Source organism: Saccharopolyspora hirsuta, assembly GCF_008630535.1.
Classification (GTDB): domain Bacteria; phylum Actinomycetota; class Actinomycetes; order Mycobacteriales; family Pseudonocardiaceae; genus Saccharopolyspora; species Saccharopolyspora hirsuta.
On the sequence record NZ_VWPH01000017.1, the window covers coordinates 85851 to 99485 of the forward strand.

13 protein-coding genes are annotated in these 13635 nt (G+C 72.4%); 6 read left to right on the forward strand and 7 right to left on the reverse strand.

The genetic code is table 11. The features are described from left to right. Window positions 1-94: 94 nt before the first annotated feature. Window positions 95-2032, reverse strand: coding sequence for a Stk1 family PASTA domain-containing Ser/Thr kinase (gene pknB, locus F1721_RS30260; protein ID WP_246155397.1), 1938 nt, complete (start codon window positions 2030-2032; stop codon window positions 95-97). A gap of 217 nt (window positions 2033-2249) precedes the next feature. On the opposite strand from pknB, the gene F1721_RS30265 reads away from it, so the two are divergent. Continuing rightward, window positions 2250-2615: an Rv2175c family DNA-binding protein gene (locus F1721_RS30265; protein ID WP_211840694.1), complete on the forward strand. Its 366-nt coding sequence runs from the start codon at window positions 2250-2252 to the stop codon at window positions 2613-2615. A gap of 222 nt (window positions 2616-2837) precedes the next feature. On the opposite strand, the gene crtI is transcribed toward F1721_RS30265, so the two are convergent. Together crtI and F1721_RS30275 are read right to left on the reverse strand one after the other, a co-directional pair. Next, a complete protein-coding gene (gene crtI, locus F1721_RS30270) occupies window positions 2838-4304 on the reverse strand; it encodes a phytoene desaturase family protein (RefSeq protein WP_150070243.1) in 1467 nt (488 codons plus the stop codon). Further along, complete coding sequence (locus F1721_RS30275) at window positions 4304-5380, reverse strand: polyprenyl synthetase family protein (protein ID WP_150070244.1); 1077 nt, start codon at window positions 5378-5380, stop codon at window positions 4304-4306. The genes crtI and F1721_RS30275 overlap by 1 nt, the downstream gene beginning before the upstream one ends. A gap of 369 nt (window positions 5381-5749) precedes the next feature. Between F1721_RS30275 and metF the strand changes: the two genes are divergently transcribed. Beyond that, window positions 5750-6616, forward strand: a complete 867-nt coding sequence (gene metF, locus F1721_RS30280) for a methylenetetrahydrofolate reductase [NAD(P)H] (protein WP_150070245.1) — start codon at window positions 5750-5752, stop codon at window positions 6614-6616. Window positions 6617-6624: 8 nt separating this feature from the next. Here the strand turns inward: metF and F1721_RS30285 are convergent, their stop codons facing one another. Beyond that, window positions 6625-7293 (reverse strand): DUF3153 domain-containing protein, encoded by a 669-nt coding sequence (locus F1721_RS30285; protein WP_150070246.1) that lies wholly within the window; start codon window positions 7291-7293, stop codon window positions 6625-6627. A 97-nt stretch (window positions 7294-7390) separates the two neighbouring features. Here F1721_RS30285 and F1721_RS30290 point away from each other — a divergent pair, with 97 nt between their 5' ends. Continuing rightward, window positions 7391-9070: a DUF885 domain-containing protein gene (locus tag F1721_RS30290; protein WP_150070247.1), complete on the forward strand. Its 1680-nt coding sequence runs from the start codon at window positions 7391-7393 to the stop codon at window positions 9068-9070. Between the two features lie 41 nt (window positions 9071-9111). Here F1721_RS30290 and F1721_RS35445 read toward each other — a convergent pair whose 3' ends face one another. Then, window positions 9112-10116, reverse strand: coding sequence for an SGNH/GDSL hydrolase family protein (locus tag F1721_RS35445; RefSeq protein WP_150070248.1), 1005 nt, complete (start codon window positions 10114-10116; stop codon window positions 9112-9114). 104 nt (window positions 10117-10220) lie between these two features. Beyond that, window positions 10221-10790, reverse strand: coding sequence for a GNAT family N-acetyltransferase (locus F1721_RS30300; RefSeq protein ID WP_150070249.1), 570 nt, complete (start codon window positions 10788-10790; stop codon window positions 10221-10223). Between the two features lie 357 nt (window positions 10791-11147). Here F1721_RS30300 and F1721_RS30305 point away from each other — a divergent pair, with 357 nt between their 5' ends. Genes F1721_RS30305 through F1721_RS30315 form a run of 3 tightly spaced genes read left to right on the forward strand, consistent with a single transcriptional unit; the run spans window position 11148 to window position 12934 of the window. Then, window positions 11148-11594, forward strand: a complete 447-nt coding sequence (locus F1721_RS30305; protein WP_150070250.1) for an SAV_6107 family HEPN domain-containing protein — start codon at window positions 11148-11150, stop codon at window positions 11592-11594. Further along, entirely contained in the window at window positions 11591-12361 is a 771-nt protein-coding gene (locus tag F1721_RS30310; RefSeq protein WP_246155398.1) for a maleylpyruvate isomerase N-terminal domain-containing protein, read from the forward strand. The genes F1721_RS30305 and F1721_RS30310 overlap by 4 nt, the downstream gene beginning before the upstream one ends. Before the next feature lie 54 nt (window positions 12362-12415). Beyond that, window positions 12416-12934 carry a GNAT family N-acetyltransferase gene (locus F1721_RS30315; protein WP_150070251.1) on the forward strand — a complete coding sequence of 173 codons (519 nt, stop codon included), beginning with the start codon at window positions 12416-12418 and terminating at the stop codon, window positions 12932-12934. Between the two features lie 16 nt (window positions 12935-12950). Here F1721_RS30315 and F1721_RS30320 read toward each other — a convergent pair whose 3' ends face one another. After that, entirely contained in the window at window positions 12951-13157 is a 207-nt protein-coding gene (locus tag F1721_RS30320) for a hypothetical protein (protein ID WP_150070252.1), read from the reverse strand. Window positions 13158-13635 lie beyond the last annotated feature (478 nt).

The following is a 13635-nucleotide window of genomic DNA, read 5'->3' on the forward strand; positions in this document are numbered from 1 at the left end:
AGCCACCGATCGGGTGAGCTCCGGCGGCCCAGTAGCCGCAGGTAGATCCCACATCGGGAAAACGTTACGCAACCCGATGGAGATCAGGATCACATCAGAACGCCGTGACGTGGATCGTGCTGCCGGGTTGCACGCGCGCCCCGCCGAACGGGTACTGGGTCAGGATCGTCATGCCCTCCCGGTGGAAGAGGGCGCTGACCTCGAGCTGCAGCCCCAGCTCCTGGGCCTGCCGCTGGGCGTCCTCGACGGTGCCCCCGGTGAAGCTGGGCACCGTCACCGCGTTCGACACCAGCACCCCGACCCGCGGCCTGCCGACCAGCCGGACCTCGGTGCCGGTCTCCGGATCGGTGCGGATGACGTGCCCGGCATCGACGTCGGAGTTGAACTCCTGCCCCAGGTCGTAGGGCTCGAACCCGGCGTTGCTCAGGGTGGCGAAGGCGTCGTCGCGGCTCATCCCGCGCACGTCGGGCACCGGGACCGGCGGCGGCCCCTTGCTGACGATCAGCGTCACCTCGCCGCTGATGTTCACCGGGGTGCCCGGCGCCGGGTCGACGCTGATGACCCGCCCCTCCGGCACGCTGGTGTGGAACTGGTCGGCGGACTCGTCGTGCTTGGGCTGCAGCTTCGCGTTGCGGATGATGCTCTCGGCCTCGGCCAGCGGGGTGCCCTCGGCGATGTTCGGCACCTTCGGCTTGCCCAGCGACACCACCAGGTCGACGGTGCTGCCGGTGCGCACCTGCGCGCCCTCGCCGGGGTTGGAGCTGATCACGATGCCTTCCGGCACCGCGTTGTCGTGCTCCCGGGTCACGTTGCCGGTCAGGTCGGCGGTGGTGAGCGCCTGCTGCGCGGTCGCCTCCGTCTCGCCGGCGAGCTTGGGCACTTTCACGTAGCTGCCCATGCCCAGCCAGAACGCCGCACCGCCCACCAGGGCGGCCAGCACGAGGACGATCGCGGTCCACACCGCGACGGTCCGCCGTCCCCGCTGGCGCTCGCGGACCGGTCCGGCCGGGACCGGCGCCATCTCCTGCGTGTAGTCGTCGTCGCCGGTGGCCGGGCGCAGCATCGCCCGGGTCCGCTGCGGCGGCGCGGGCGGCGGCGGCGCGTCCTGGACGGCCGGGATCTGCGCGGTCGGCGGGTCGTCGCTGATGGCGGGCATCAGGGTGGTGCTCTCGGCGGACTCCGGGACCGGCACCGGGACCAGCGAGATGCCGAGCTCGGCGCGCGCCCGCTGCACCTCGGCGAGGAACGCCTCGGCGCTCTGCGGGCGCTGCGCCGGGTCGCGGCGGGTGGCGCGCACCACCAGGTCGTTGATGGCCGGTGGGAGGTCGGGGACCAGCTCGACCGGCGGCGGCACGTCGTCGTTGACGTGCCGGTAGGCCACCGAGAGCGCAGTGTCGCCGACGTAGGGCGGCCGACCGGTGAGCATCTCGTAGAGCACGATCCCGGCCGCGTAGACGTCCGTGCGCGCGTCGGCGGCACCGGTGGTGACCTGCTCGGGGGAGAGGTAGGCGACGGTGCCGAGGATGACGCTGCCGCTGGTCGTCCCGGCCTCGGCGGCCGCGCGGACCAGCCCGAAGTCGGCGACCTTGACCGAGCCGTCGGTGCCGATCAGCACGTTCTCTGGCTTGACGTCGCGGTGCACCATCTCCGCCCGGTGCGCGGCCTCCAGCGCGGAGAGCACCGGCTCGACGACGCTCAGCGCCATCGCCAGCGGCAGCCGCCCGCCCCGGTCCATGATCAGGTCGCGCAGCGTGCAGCCCTCGACCAGCTGCATCACCAGGAAGACGTGGTCCTCGTCGGCACCGTGGTCCACGCCCTGGTCGTAGACGGCCACGATGTCGGGGTGGTGCAGCTTCGCCGCGGCCCGGGCCTCGCGCTCGAAGCGCTCCACGAAGGACCGGTCGCCGGAGTACTGCGCGTCCATGACCTTGATCGCCACCGGGCGGTCCAGCCGGGTGTCCAGGCCCCGGTAGACGGTGGACATGCCACCGCGGGCGATCAGCGCGTCGACCCGGTACCGGCGTTCGAGCATGGCTCCGACGAGGCTCGCGCCGCGTCCTCGCCGTGTCTCAGAAGTCATCGTCCGCCAACCGCCGGGTAACCTTTCCAACCCGATTGTGGCAGGTGCGGACGACGCGCCGGTGCCAGGTGGCGGGATGGGTCATGATCTTGATCGTAGGCCGGGCCGCGACGATCTCCGGCCGGGCGGTGCTCGGCGTCGGACCCCGCGATGTGGCAAGGTGTGCAGCGTGAGTGCGATCCCCGCTGCCCCGGATGTGCTCGCTCCCGATGTGGAGGTCGTTCCGCTGGACGCCGTGGCCGAACGGCTCGGGCGTTCCGTGACCCGGGTGCACCAACTGATTCGTGATGGACATCTGCTGGCCCTGCGCCGCGACGCCGTGCTCGGCGTGCCCGCCGCGTTCCTCGCCGGCGACGAGATCGTGAAGGGCCTGCCCGGCACGATCACCCTGCTCCGGGATGCCGGTTACCACGAGGACGAGATCCTCCGCTGGCTGTTCACCCCGGACGACTCGCTGCCGGGAACCCCGATCGACGCCCTCCGCGGCGACCGGGGTCGGGAGGTCAAGCGCCGCGCCCAGGCGATGGGCTTCTGAGAAGCCTGTCCCCGGGCTCGTTCTGCGTGGCGGTGCCGGTAGCGGAACCTCAGCGCCCGCCTGGACTGCGGGTGCCCAACTTTATGTATGCCAAATACACGGCAGTTGGGCCGTCCTCGCCAGGCGAACGCTGAGAACCTGCGGCGGTGCGAGCTGCGAGGGCGTCTCAAGAAAAGAGCCACAAGAGCGGTCGTGAGCGGCGGTGGTCACCGCCATCGCCGCTCACGACCCCGTGATGCGCTGAGCTGCGAGCTTCCCCGAGAGCAAAACCGGTGGTACGCCGACTCCCGGGGTGGTCCCGGAACCGGCGAGCACCACGTTGCCCAGGCCGCGGACCAGGTTCCGGGGCCGGAACGGGCCGGTCTGCGGGAAGGTGTGCGCGGCGGAGAACGGCGTCCCGGCGGCGTGCCCCTGGGCCGCCCAGTCCGCGGGCGTGATCAGCTCCTGCACCTCGATCGAGCTGCCGAAGCCGGTGAAGCCGCGGCGCTCCAAGGTGCGCAGCAGCTCCTCCAGGTAGGCGGGGCCGATGCGGTCCCAGTCGAGCTGGCCGGTGGCCAGGTTCGGGCACGGCGCGAGCACGTAGTGCAGCTCGCGACCCGCCGGGGCCAGCCCCGGATCGGTCGTGGTCGGCCGCGTGACCAGCAGCGACGGGTCGGTCATCAGCGCGCCGTCGCGGATGATCTCGGTGAACGTCCGGTCCCAGGCCGCGCCGAAGGAGATCGTGTGGTGCGCGTCGGACCAGCTGCGCGTGGTGCCCGCGTGCAGCACCACGGCCGAGGGAGACCAGCGCAGCCGCCGTCGCGGCCGGTGCCCGAGCAGCCGGTGCACCACCGGCAGGTCCGGGGTGAGCACGAACGCGTCGGCGCTGATGCGCTCCCCGGCCGAGGTGCGCGCGGCGACGATCCGGTCTCCGCGCCGCTCCAGGTCGGTGACCTCGGTGCTGTAGCGGAACACGACGCCCGCGTCCGCGGCCGCGTCGGCGAGGGCCTGAGGCACCGCGTGCATCCCGCCGCGGGGGAACCAGACGCCGTTGACGGTGTCCATGTAGGAGATGACCGCGTACAGCGCGAGCGCGCGGCGCGGGTCGAGACCGGCGTAGAGCGCCTGGAACGAGAACACCCGGCGCAGCCGTTCGTCGTTCAGGAAGCGGGCGATCGCCGGCCCCAGGCGGCCGAAGCCGCCGAGCGCGGTCAGCCGGGCGAGCTCCGGTGACACCAGGTCCAGCGGCGAGTCGAAGTTGGCGTCGATGAACCGGTGCATCTCCGCCCGGTACACCTCGGTCAGCCAGCGCCGCAGCCGCCGGTACCCGGCCGCCTCCGCGGGCCCGGCGAAGCGCCGGACCTCCTGCTCCATGGCCTCGGCGTCGGTGTGCACGTCCAGCACCGAGCCGTCGGCGAAGCGCGCCTGGTACGCCGGGTGCAGCGGCACCAGGTCGAGGCGGTCGGCCAGCGAGTCGCCGACCGCGTGCAGCGCTTCGTCGACCAGCTCCGGCATGGTCAGGATCGTCGGGCCGGTGTCGATGCGGTAGCCGTCCAGCCGGTGCAGCCCGGCGCGGCCGCCCGGCAGCGGTGCGCGCTCCACCACCGTCACCCGCCGCCCGGCCCCCGCCAGGTGCAGCGCGGTGGCGAGCCCGGCGAGCCCGGCGCCGAGCACCAGGACGTGGTCGCTGCGGCCGGTGGTGGTGCGCATCAGCGGGTGCGGTCGGTGACGGCGACGGCCAGCTCGGCGAGCCGCGACGCGGCGGGCTCGGCCAGGTCCGCGCCGTGCAGCGCGAGCAGCGCCGATCCGGTCAGATCGGTGATCCGCTGCTCCACGGCCGCCACCGCGCCGAGCTCGGTGAGCACCTGCCGCGCCCGCTCGACGCGCTGCTCGTCCAGCTCTGGGTCGCCGAGGACGTCGTGCAGCAGGTCCAGGGCCTGCTGGTCGCCCCGCTCGCGGGCGGTGGCCGTGGCCTCGGCGATCAGCACGGTCCGCTTGCCCTCGCGCAGGTCGTCACCCGCGGGCTTGCCGGTCACGGCGGGGTCGCCGAAGACCCCGAGCAGGTCGTCGCGCAGCTGGAAGGCGACGCCGATGTCGGAGCCGAACCGGCGCAGCGCGTCCAGCGCCGCCGGGCTCGCGCCAGCGATCTCGGCACCCAGCTCCAGCGGGCGCTGCACCGTGTAGGAGGCGGACTTGAGCTGGCAGATCCGCAGCGCCGCCTGCGGGGTCTCGTCGCCCCGGACCTGGCCGAGCACGTCCAGGTACTGCCCGGCGAGCACTTCGGTGCGCATCGCGCGCCACGGCCGCAGCGCGCGGTTCAGCGCGGTCGGTGGGATCCCGGCGGTGTGCAGCATGTCGTCGGCCCAGGACAGCGCCAGGTCGCCGAGCAGCACCGCGCTGGCCATGCCGAACTGAGCGCCCGCCCCGGCGAACCCGGACTCCTGGTGGATCTGCTCGAACTTGCGGTGCACGGTCGGGTTGCCGCGCCGGGTGTCGGACTCGTCGATGAGGTCGTCGTGCACCAGCGCGCAGGCCTGGATCAGCTCCAGGGCGCTGGCCGCGCGCAGCATCGCCACCGCGGCCGGGCCCCGGTCGCCGCCGCCACCGGCGCGCCAACCCCACCAGGCGAACGTGGGGCGGATGCGCTTGCCGCCGTTGAGCACGAAACCGGCCAGCTCGGCCACCGCAGCCCCGAATGCCGGATCGAGGTCGTCGGCCTCGACGCGGCGGGACTGCAGGAATTCGGTCAGCTTCTGCTGGACCTGATCGGGAAGGTTCGACTCCACGACGGTGTCCTGGCTGGTTGCTTGCGCGGTAACCGAATGTGATGGGGGCACGCCTCCATCCTCCGCGATGCCATCCGGCTTGGACCTCCCGGGCTACCGGTTAGCTCCCAGTCATTGGGAAGACTCCGGAGCGTAGCCAATTCCTCACTGTCTTTGAAGCGGCGAAGCCGCTTAGCCCACCTTCGCAACCGGCACCGCCGCGGGTTCACGGTGCCCACCCCTCTGGGGTTCCTTCCGGCGAGGACGGCCCAGCCGCCGTGTATTGGCATACATAAGGCTGGGCACCCACAGCCAGGCGGGCGCTGAGGTTCCGCCACCGGCACCGCCACGCAAGACGAGTTCGTCAGACAGGCTTCTATGCTGGGCCGCATGGCAGTGGTGGACCGGTTGCGCACCGAGCGGACGACCTTCTCGGTCGAGTTCTTCCCGCCCCGAGACGACGCCGAGGAGCGCGTCCTGTGGCGGGCGGTGCGCGAGCTGGAGCCGCTGGACCCGGCGTTCGTGTCGGTGACCTACGGCGCGGGCGGTTCCAGCCGGGACCGCACCATCCGCACCACCGGGCGCATCGCGCAGGAGACCACCCTGACCCCGATGGCGCACCTGACCGCGGTGGACCACTCGGTGGCCGAGCTGCGCAACGTGATCGGCTGGTACGCCGCGTCCGGGGTGCAGAACGTGCTGGCCGTCCGCGGCGACCCGCCCGGTGATCCGAACGGCGAGTGGGTCCGCCACCCGGAGGGGCTGGAGTACGCCGAGGAGCTGGTGCGGCTGATCCGCGAGCTCGGCGACTTCTGCGTCGGCGTGGCGGCCTTCCCGCACGGGCACCCGCGCTCGGCCGACCTGGACGTCGACGCCGACCACCTGGCCCGCAAGATCCGCGCCGGTGCCGGGTTCGCCATCGCCCAGCTGTTCCTGGAACCCGAGTACTTCCTGCGGCTGCGCGACCGGCTGGCCGCGCGCGGCTGCGACGTACCGCTGCTGCCCGGGGTCATGCCGATCACGACGCCGCGGGTGCTGGCGAAGTTCGGCGAGCTGGCCGGGGTGCCGGTGCCGTCGGCGATCGCCGACCAGCTGCTCCCGCTGGCCGACGACCCGGCCGGGTTCCGGCAGGCCGGGGTGGACGTGGTGACCCGCCTCTGCGAGCGCCTGATCGCCGAAGGTGTCCCCGCACTGCACTTCTACACCCTCAACCGCTCCAAGGCGACGCGCCAGGTGGTGGCCGCCCTCGGCCTCTGACCCCCGGGTCAGGCGTCCTGCTCGGCGCGGTTGCGGAGGTGGGTGCGCAGGGCGAGCGCCGCCACCAGCGCCGCCGCGATGAAGGTGAGCGCGCCGACCAGCAGCGCCCAGCCGACCCAGTCCCCGCCCGCGGAGTTGGAGTACTGGTAGATCGCCGACAGCTGGGTGACCGCACCCGGCTGCAGCGTCCAGCTGACGGTGCCCGCCGACTCCTGGCCGTTGGTGTTGGTGATCTCGCCCGGCGCGCTGATCTTCAGGTCCACCGCGGAGTCGGTGTCGGCCAGCGGGGTCAGGTCCACCGAGCCGTCGAAGATCACCAGCGAACCCGACCTGGACAGCTTCAGCTGGTACCGGGAGTCGGACTGGCTCAGCGCGGCGGCCAGCTCCTCGACCTCGGCGAAGCTCAGGTCGTGGAAGGACACCCGGGAGCCGACGCGACCCTCGCCGCGGAACGGCACGACCTCCACCCGGTCTGCCAGCGCCTCCGGCGCGCGCAGCTCGAACGGCACCTGGCCGTCCGGGGTCTCGGTGGCCACCAGCACTTCGCCGGACACCAGGTCGTCGCCGGAGACGTTCAGCGAGGCGTTGACGCGCAGGCACCCGCTGAGCAGCGTGCCGAGCACGGTGATCAGCACCAGCAGCGATGCCGCGCGGCGGCGCGGTTTCGTGGCCTCCACGCGGGCGATCTTCGCATCCGGAGGCCGATTTCGCCGACCACGAAACCCCCTTCGTCGCAGTGCGTGCCGGCCGGTCGCCCGCGATAGCGTGGCGGGCATGGGAGTTGACCACGACGGCGTGCACGAGATCAGCGACCGGTTCGTCGACGAGCTGGCCGCGCTCGACCCGATCGCCGCGACGTACCTGGGTGTGCCAGGTGGGGAAGAAGAACTGACCGACTACTCGCCGGACGGGCACCGCGCCCGCGCCGAGCTGGCCAGTCGCAGCCTGGCGGCGGTGCGGGCCGCCGAGCCGCGCGACGACTCGGAGCGCATCGCGCAGGCGGTGTTCGCCGAACGGGTGGGGCTGGACCTGGAGCTGCACGAGATCGGCGCGGACATGTCCGCGCTGAACGTGATCGCCTCCCCGGCGCAGGAGCTGCGGCAGGTCTTCGACCTGATGCCGACCGACACCCCGGAGCACTGGCGCACCATCGCCCGCCGCCTCTCGGCGATGCCCGAGGCGCTGCTGGGGCTGCGCGCCGGTCTGCTGGCGGCGGCCGCGGACGGCAACGTGTCGGCGGCGCGGCAGGTCACCAAGGTCGCCGAGCAGTGCGACACCTGGTCCGGTCGCGGCGGGCAGTCGTTCTTCGCGGCGATGGTGGCGCGCGCCGAGGGCGTGGACGAGTCGCTGCGCCGCGACCTCGACGCGGTGGCGGAGTCGGCGGCCGAGGCCTACGCCGGGCTCGCCGACTTCCTGCGCGGCGAGCTGCTGCCGAAGGCGCCGAAGAAGGACGCTGTCGGCGAGGAGCGGTACCGGCTGTGGTCGCGGTACTTCACCGGCGCCCGGCTGGACCTGCGCGAGGCCTACGAGTGGGGCTGGGCGGAGTTCGCCGGCATCGAGGCCGAGATGAAGGAGATCGCGAACCGGATCAAGCCGGGCGCGACGCTGGCCGAGGCCGCGGCGGCGCTCGACGCCGACCCGCGCTACCAGGTGCGCGGCCAGCGGGCCTTCGAGGAGTGGATGCAGCGGCTGTCCGACCAGGCGCTGCAGGACCTGCGCGGCAAGCACTTCGACATCCCGGACGCCCTGATGCGGCTGGAGTGCCGGATCGCCCCGCCGGGCGGCGGGGTCGGCGCCTACTACACCGGACCGACCGACGACTTCTCCCGGCCCGGCCGGATGTGGTGGTCGGTGCCCGCGGACAAGGAGGACTTCCCGACCTGGCGCGAGGTGTCCACCGTGTACCACGAGGGCGTCCCCGGGCACCACCTGCAGGTGGCGACCGCGGTGCACGAGGCGCAGCGGCTGAACAAGTTCCAGCGGTTGGCCTGCTTCGTCTCCGGGCACGGCGAGGGCTGGGCGCTCTACGCCGAGCGCCTGATGCGCGAGCTGGGCTACCTCCAGGACGACGGCGACCTGCTGGGCATGCTCAACGACCAGCTGTTCCGCGCGGCGCGCGTGGTCGTCGACATCGGCATGCACCTGGAGCTGGAGATCCCGGCGGGCACCGGGTTCCACGAGGGCGAGCGCTGGACGCCGGAGCTGGGCCTGGAGTTCATGCTGAACCGCACGATCACCGACCCGCACCACGTCCGCGACGAGATCGACCGCTACCTGGGCTGGCCCGGCCAGGCCCCGTCGTACAAGCTCGGCGAGCGCCTCTGGCGCGCGGCCCGCGACGAGGCCAAGCAGCGCCACGGCGCGAACTTCGACGTCAAGGAGTTCCACACGACGGCGCTGCGCATGGGCGGCATGGGGCTGGACACCCTGCGCGAGCAGCTCGCCCGCCTCTGAGGCGGTGCGGGGCACTCATGACCGCGGGTGCCCCGCACCGTTCACCAGGTCGGGTGCTCGGCGAGTTGGGCGCGGGCCGCGGCTTGGCTCGGGTCGGCCTGCTCGGCCTGGCGGGCGGCGTCCTCGGCGGCGCGTTCGGCTGCTCGCTCGGCCGCGGCGACGTCCGGGGTCTCGCCGTCCAGGACGTCCGCGATGATGCTGGCCTGCGCGGCCATCGCCGAGGCGAACGGGTGGTACGGCGCCGCGACCGGGCTCAGGTGCTGGCCGTTGATCCAGGCCGCGCCGCCGGTGGCGCAGGCGTCGTGGCCCAGCGACGGGCCGTAGGTGTCGACGAAGGTGACGCCGGTGCGCTGAGCGGCGTCGGCGATCGCGGCGTTGAGCTCCTGCTCGATCTCGTCGGCGTAGCGGTAGTCGCCGTCGGCGATCGGGATGATGTCCGGGCAGTACCCGCTCTCCGGCACGATGCGCGGGTAGCCGATGACCAGGACCCGGGCCTGCGGCGAGCGCTCCTGGACGTCCCGCACGACCTCCGCGACGCGGTGCCCGGTGAGCTCGATGCGCCGCTTGAGGTCGTCGCCGCCGTCGACGGCGAAGTGCTCGCGGCACGGCGATCCGACCGGGTCGGTGGCGCGCAGGGCCGAGCAGGTGGCGATGGCGTCGCCGAAGACGCCGAAGTCGTTGCCGCCGATGCCCAGCGTGACCAGGTCCGTTTCCGCGGTCAGCGCGTCGAGCTGCGGGCCGGAGTACCAGTCCTGGGCGCTCCTCATGTCCGTGGTGTCCGCGCCGCCGCAGCTGACGTCGGTGAACTTCGCGGGTTCGAGCTCGCGCGCCAGCAGCGCCGGGTAGTTGTTCGTGGACCGGCCGCACAGCAGCGGGTCCAGCCGCATCCACGGGATCAGCGGACCGGAGGTGAACGAGTCGCCCAGGGCGACGTAGTGCTGGTACTCGGGTTCGTCGGCCACCGCCGGGGCGGCTCCCAGCGAGAACCCGACCAACACCGACAACGCGACCCCGCTCGCCCTGCGGAGCAGTCCCACTCGGCCCATCGGCACCTCCACCCGTCGTCTGCACCGCAGTGAAGACGATCACAGGTGGCGCGGGCAAGGATTTCGTGAAGGATTCTCGGATTTTGCCCCGGATGCCCGAGCGGTCAGCGCGGCTCGAGCGGCAGCGGGCGGCCGAGCACGGCGAACGGGCGCGGATCGCCGGTGAACCGGTAGTTGCGCAGCACGTCGGTGAAGCCGACCCGGCGGTACAGCCGCCACGCGCGCGTCGGGCCCTCCGGGGTGGACAGCAGGACCTTGCTGCCCGGGGCGCCGGTCAGCAGGTGGCGCAGGATCTCCTCGCCGACCCCGGCGCCCTGACCGGCCGGGTGCACGTGCAGCTCGGTCAGCTCGAAGTAGTCGTCCAGCCAGTCGCCGATCTCGGCGCCGCTGCTCAGCAGGCCGCGGCGGACCTGCTCGTGCCACCACTGGCCGGGGGCGCCGAGGTAGCCGTAGCCGATGCCGATGAGCTCGTCCTGCTCGCTGAACGCGCCGATGCAGCGCCACCCGGCGCGCAGCATGTGCGCCGACCACATCGGGGCGCGCTGCTGGGCGGTGGTGGGCGGGTAGCCCATCGCGGTCACGTAGATCTGCAGGGCCTCGGGCAGGCGGGCCCGGAGCTGGTCGGTGGTCAGCTCGGCGATCCGGTCACAGCGGGGTGAGGGCGCGGCGGTCACGGCCGAACACTAACCGGTCCGCGGGGTGCGGTCCTTCCTGGCGTGCCGTCGGGGTGGCGGTCCGGTCACCCGGTGTTCGATTCGTCCCTCCGGGTGATCATCTTCGCTGGTCATGACTCGAACAGGTGAGCTACGGCGCATTGCTTGAGTCGATCGACCGGGCGCGCTAATCTGAAGATGTTCGAACGCGAGTTCGACGAACTTGAGTTCGAGCACGAGGTCCGGCGGTGGAGTGGGGGAAGCACTCCGCCGCCGGACCTACCGCCTCGGACCTGCTGCCCGAGGACGTGTCGTCGCGAGGCAGCGCGCGGTGCCCTGGTGGGCGTGGACGGCTTCGTCGTGCAGAGGAGAGCGCCGATGTCTTTTTCCACCGATCTCTCGATTCCCGCTCCGCGGAGCTCCGTGGAGGACCAGGGCCCGACCCCCGAAGCGGAAACCCCGGCGGGTTCGCTGTCGTTGCTGCTCAACGCCCGGACCTGCCTGCACGAAGCGGAGCAGGCGGACCGCCCCGGCGAGCGGTATGCGGCCGCCCACGTGGCCGCATTGCGCGCGGCCACGGCGGTGGTGGTGGCCCGCTCCTGGCAGCGCGAGAAGGGGCGACCGGCCAGCGTGTGGACGCTGTTAACCGGGGCCGCCCCGGAGCTGCGGGAGTGGGCGGCCTACTTCGCGGCGCGATCGGACCGGCGGGCGGCCGCCGAGGCCGGGGCGCCGACCATCACCTGGCTCGACGCCGACGGCCTGCTGGCGCGCAGCCGGGAATTCCTGGACATCGTCGGACGAAGCTTGTTGGGGGTGGCGCGGTGAACGGCACCGAGGTGGGACTGGACTACGGGCGGATGCTGGACCTGCTCGGCATCGAGGCGCAGCTGCTGATCGCGGCGACGCACGACGCGCACCCGGACGCGCCGGTGTGGAGCGCCTCCGGGCGGACGCTGGGGCAGACCATCCGGCACCTGGGCGACCTGTGCGAGGACGCGTTGTGCTGGCTGGGGTCCGCGGAGGTGGAACGGCCGTGGGAGCTGCCGGAACGGCCCGAGCTGCGCGAGGTGACCAGCCGGTTCGCGGTCCGGTTGGCCGGGCTGCTGGCGGAGTTCGGGGCCCGACCACCGCACGACCCGTGCCCGACCTGGTGGCCGGAGCAGCACGAGGTGCGGTTCTGGCTGCGCCGGATGCTGCACGCCACCACGGTGCACCGGGTGGACGTGCAGACCGCTGCGGGCGTGGAGCGCACCGCGATCGAGCCCGACGTGGCGGCCGACGGCGTCGACGAGGTGCTGCGGGTGTGGTTCGGCTACCGGCTGCACGCCCTCGGCATCACGGCGAGCCACGCCTGCTCGGTGGGCGTGCACGTGGCCGGGCGCAACTGGCTGGTCACCGCGGACCAGCACGGGACGGCCGTGGTCGGCTCGGACGACGTGGCGGCCACCACGCCGGACGCGGTGGTGGGCGGGGACGCGGCGGCGGTCTACCTGTGGATGTGGGGTCGGTTGCCGAACCGCGCGGTGGAGATCAGCGGTGATCCGGACGCGGTGGCCCAGCTGTGGGGGCTGCTGCAGCTCGCCACCCGCTGACCGCGGCGCGGAAAACCGGTTGCACCGCAGGGACGATCGGTGCAGCGTGGGCGGGTGCTGATCCGACGTGAAACCCCCGCCGACCACGCTGCCATCCGCGCCGTGCACGCAGCGGCCTTCGCCGACGCGGACCGGCCGGACACCGTTCCGGCCGAGGTCGGCCTCGTCGACGCGCTGCGCGCGGACGACGGCTGGCTGCCCGAGCTGTCGATGGTCGCGGAGCGGGACGGGGAGGTCGTCGGTCACGTCGTGTGCACCCGCGGCCACGTCGCCGGCACCCCGGCGTTGGCGTTGGGACCGATCGGCGTGCTGCCGGATCTCCAGCGCAGCGGCGTCGGTGCCGCGCTGATGCACGCGGTGCTCGGGGCGGCTGATGCGCTGGGGGAGCCGGTGGTCGTGCTGCTCGGACACCTCGACTACTACCCGAAGTTCGGCTTCGAACCGGCGGCGAAGTACGGGATCACGCCGCAGGTGCCGGAGTGGGCCTCGCACTTCCAGGTCCGGCCCCTCGCCGCCTACGACCCGGCGATCCGTGGCGAGTTCGCCTACCCGAAGCCGTTCATGGAGCTGTAGCGGCGGATCGCGGTGCTCAGCCGATGGAGAGGAGCGCGGCGAGGAGCAGGATCGTGATCAGGTAGGCGGCGAAGTAGACGAGAACGGCGACGAGCAGGGAACCAGCGACGAGCCCGGACAACTGCCAACCGTCCCGCCAGCCGTACCGCCGAACCTTGCGGTACAGCGTCAGCACCCCTGCCACGACCGCAACGACCAGCATCGCCACCTCGAACGGATTCACGACCGAATCATCCCAGGCGCCGCGACCCGAAACGGCATCCCGCCGACCAACCCCAGACATCACCCGCGCCCCGGTGCCGGACCGGCGTGACAACCACAACCCACGGCCGTCCGAGGGGCGGTGACGATTGCAATCGATACCCGCAGCCGTGGTGTAGAGCTGATGTCGTCACTACAGGCCACGGCTGTCGGAGGGGCGGTGGCGACGGCAGTTTCGATACGCGTGGTCGTGGTGTCGAGCTGACGTCACCACTGCAAACCACGGCTGTCGGAGGGGTGGTGGCGACGGCAGTTTCGATATCCGTGGTCGTGGTGTCGAGCTGACGTCACCACCACAAACCACGGCCGTCGGAGGGGCGGTGACGACTGCAATTTCGATTGAAATTGCCCACGTCGTCACCGCAGGTTCCGTCGAGAACGACGCAATTTCGATTGAAATTGCAGCACACCCAAGCCAACCACCCACCGCTTTGAACCCG

Coding starts and splice junctions, on each gene's coding strand:
- pknB (WP_246155397.1), bottom strand. CDS start 2,032: ATGCTCGAACGCCGGTACCGGGTCGACGCGCTGATCGCCCGCGGTGGC.
- crtI (WP_150070243.1), bottom strand. CDS start 4,304: ATGCGCACCACCACCGGCCGCAGCGACCACGTCCTGGTGCTCGGCGCC.
- metF (WP_150070245.1), top strand. CDS start 5,750: ATGGCAGTGGTGGACCGGTTGCGCACCGAGCGGACGACCTTCTCGGTC.
- F1721_RS30290 (WP_150070247.1), top strand. CDS start 7,391: ATGGGAGTTGACCACGACGGCGTGCACGAGATCAGCGACCGGTTCGTC.
- F1721_RS35445 (WP_150070248.1), bottom strand. CDS start 10,116: ATGGGCCGAGTGGGACTGCTCCGCAGGGCGAGCGGGGTCGCGTTGTCG.
- F1721_RS30305 (WP_150070250.1), top strand. CDS start 11,148: ATGTCTTTTTCCACCGATCTCTCGATTCCCGCTCCGCGGAGCTCCGTG.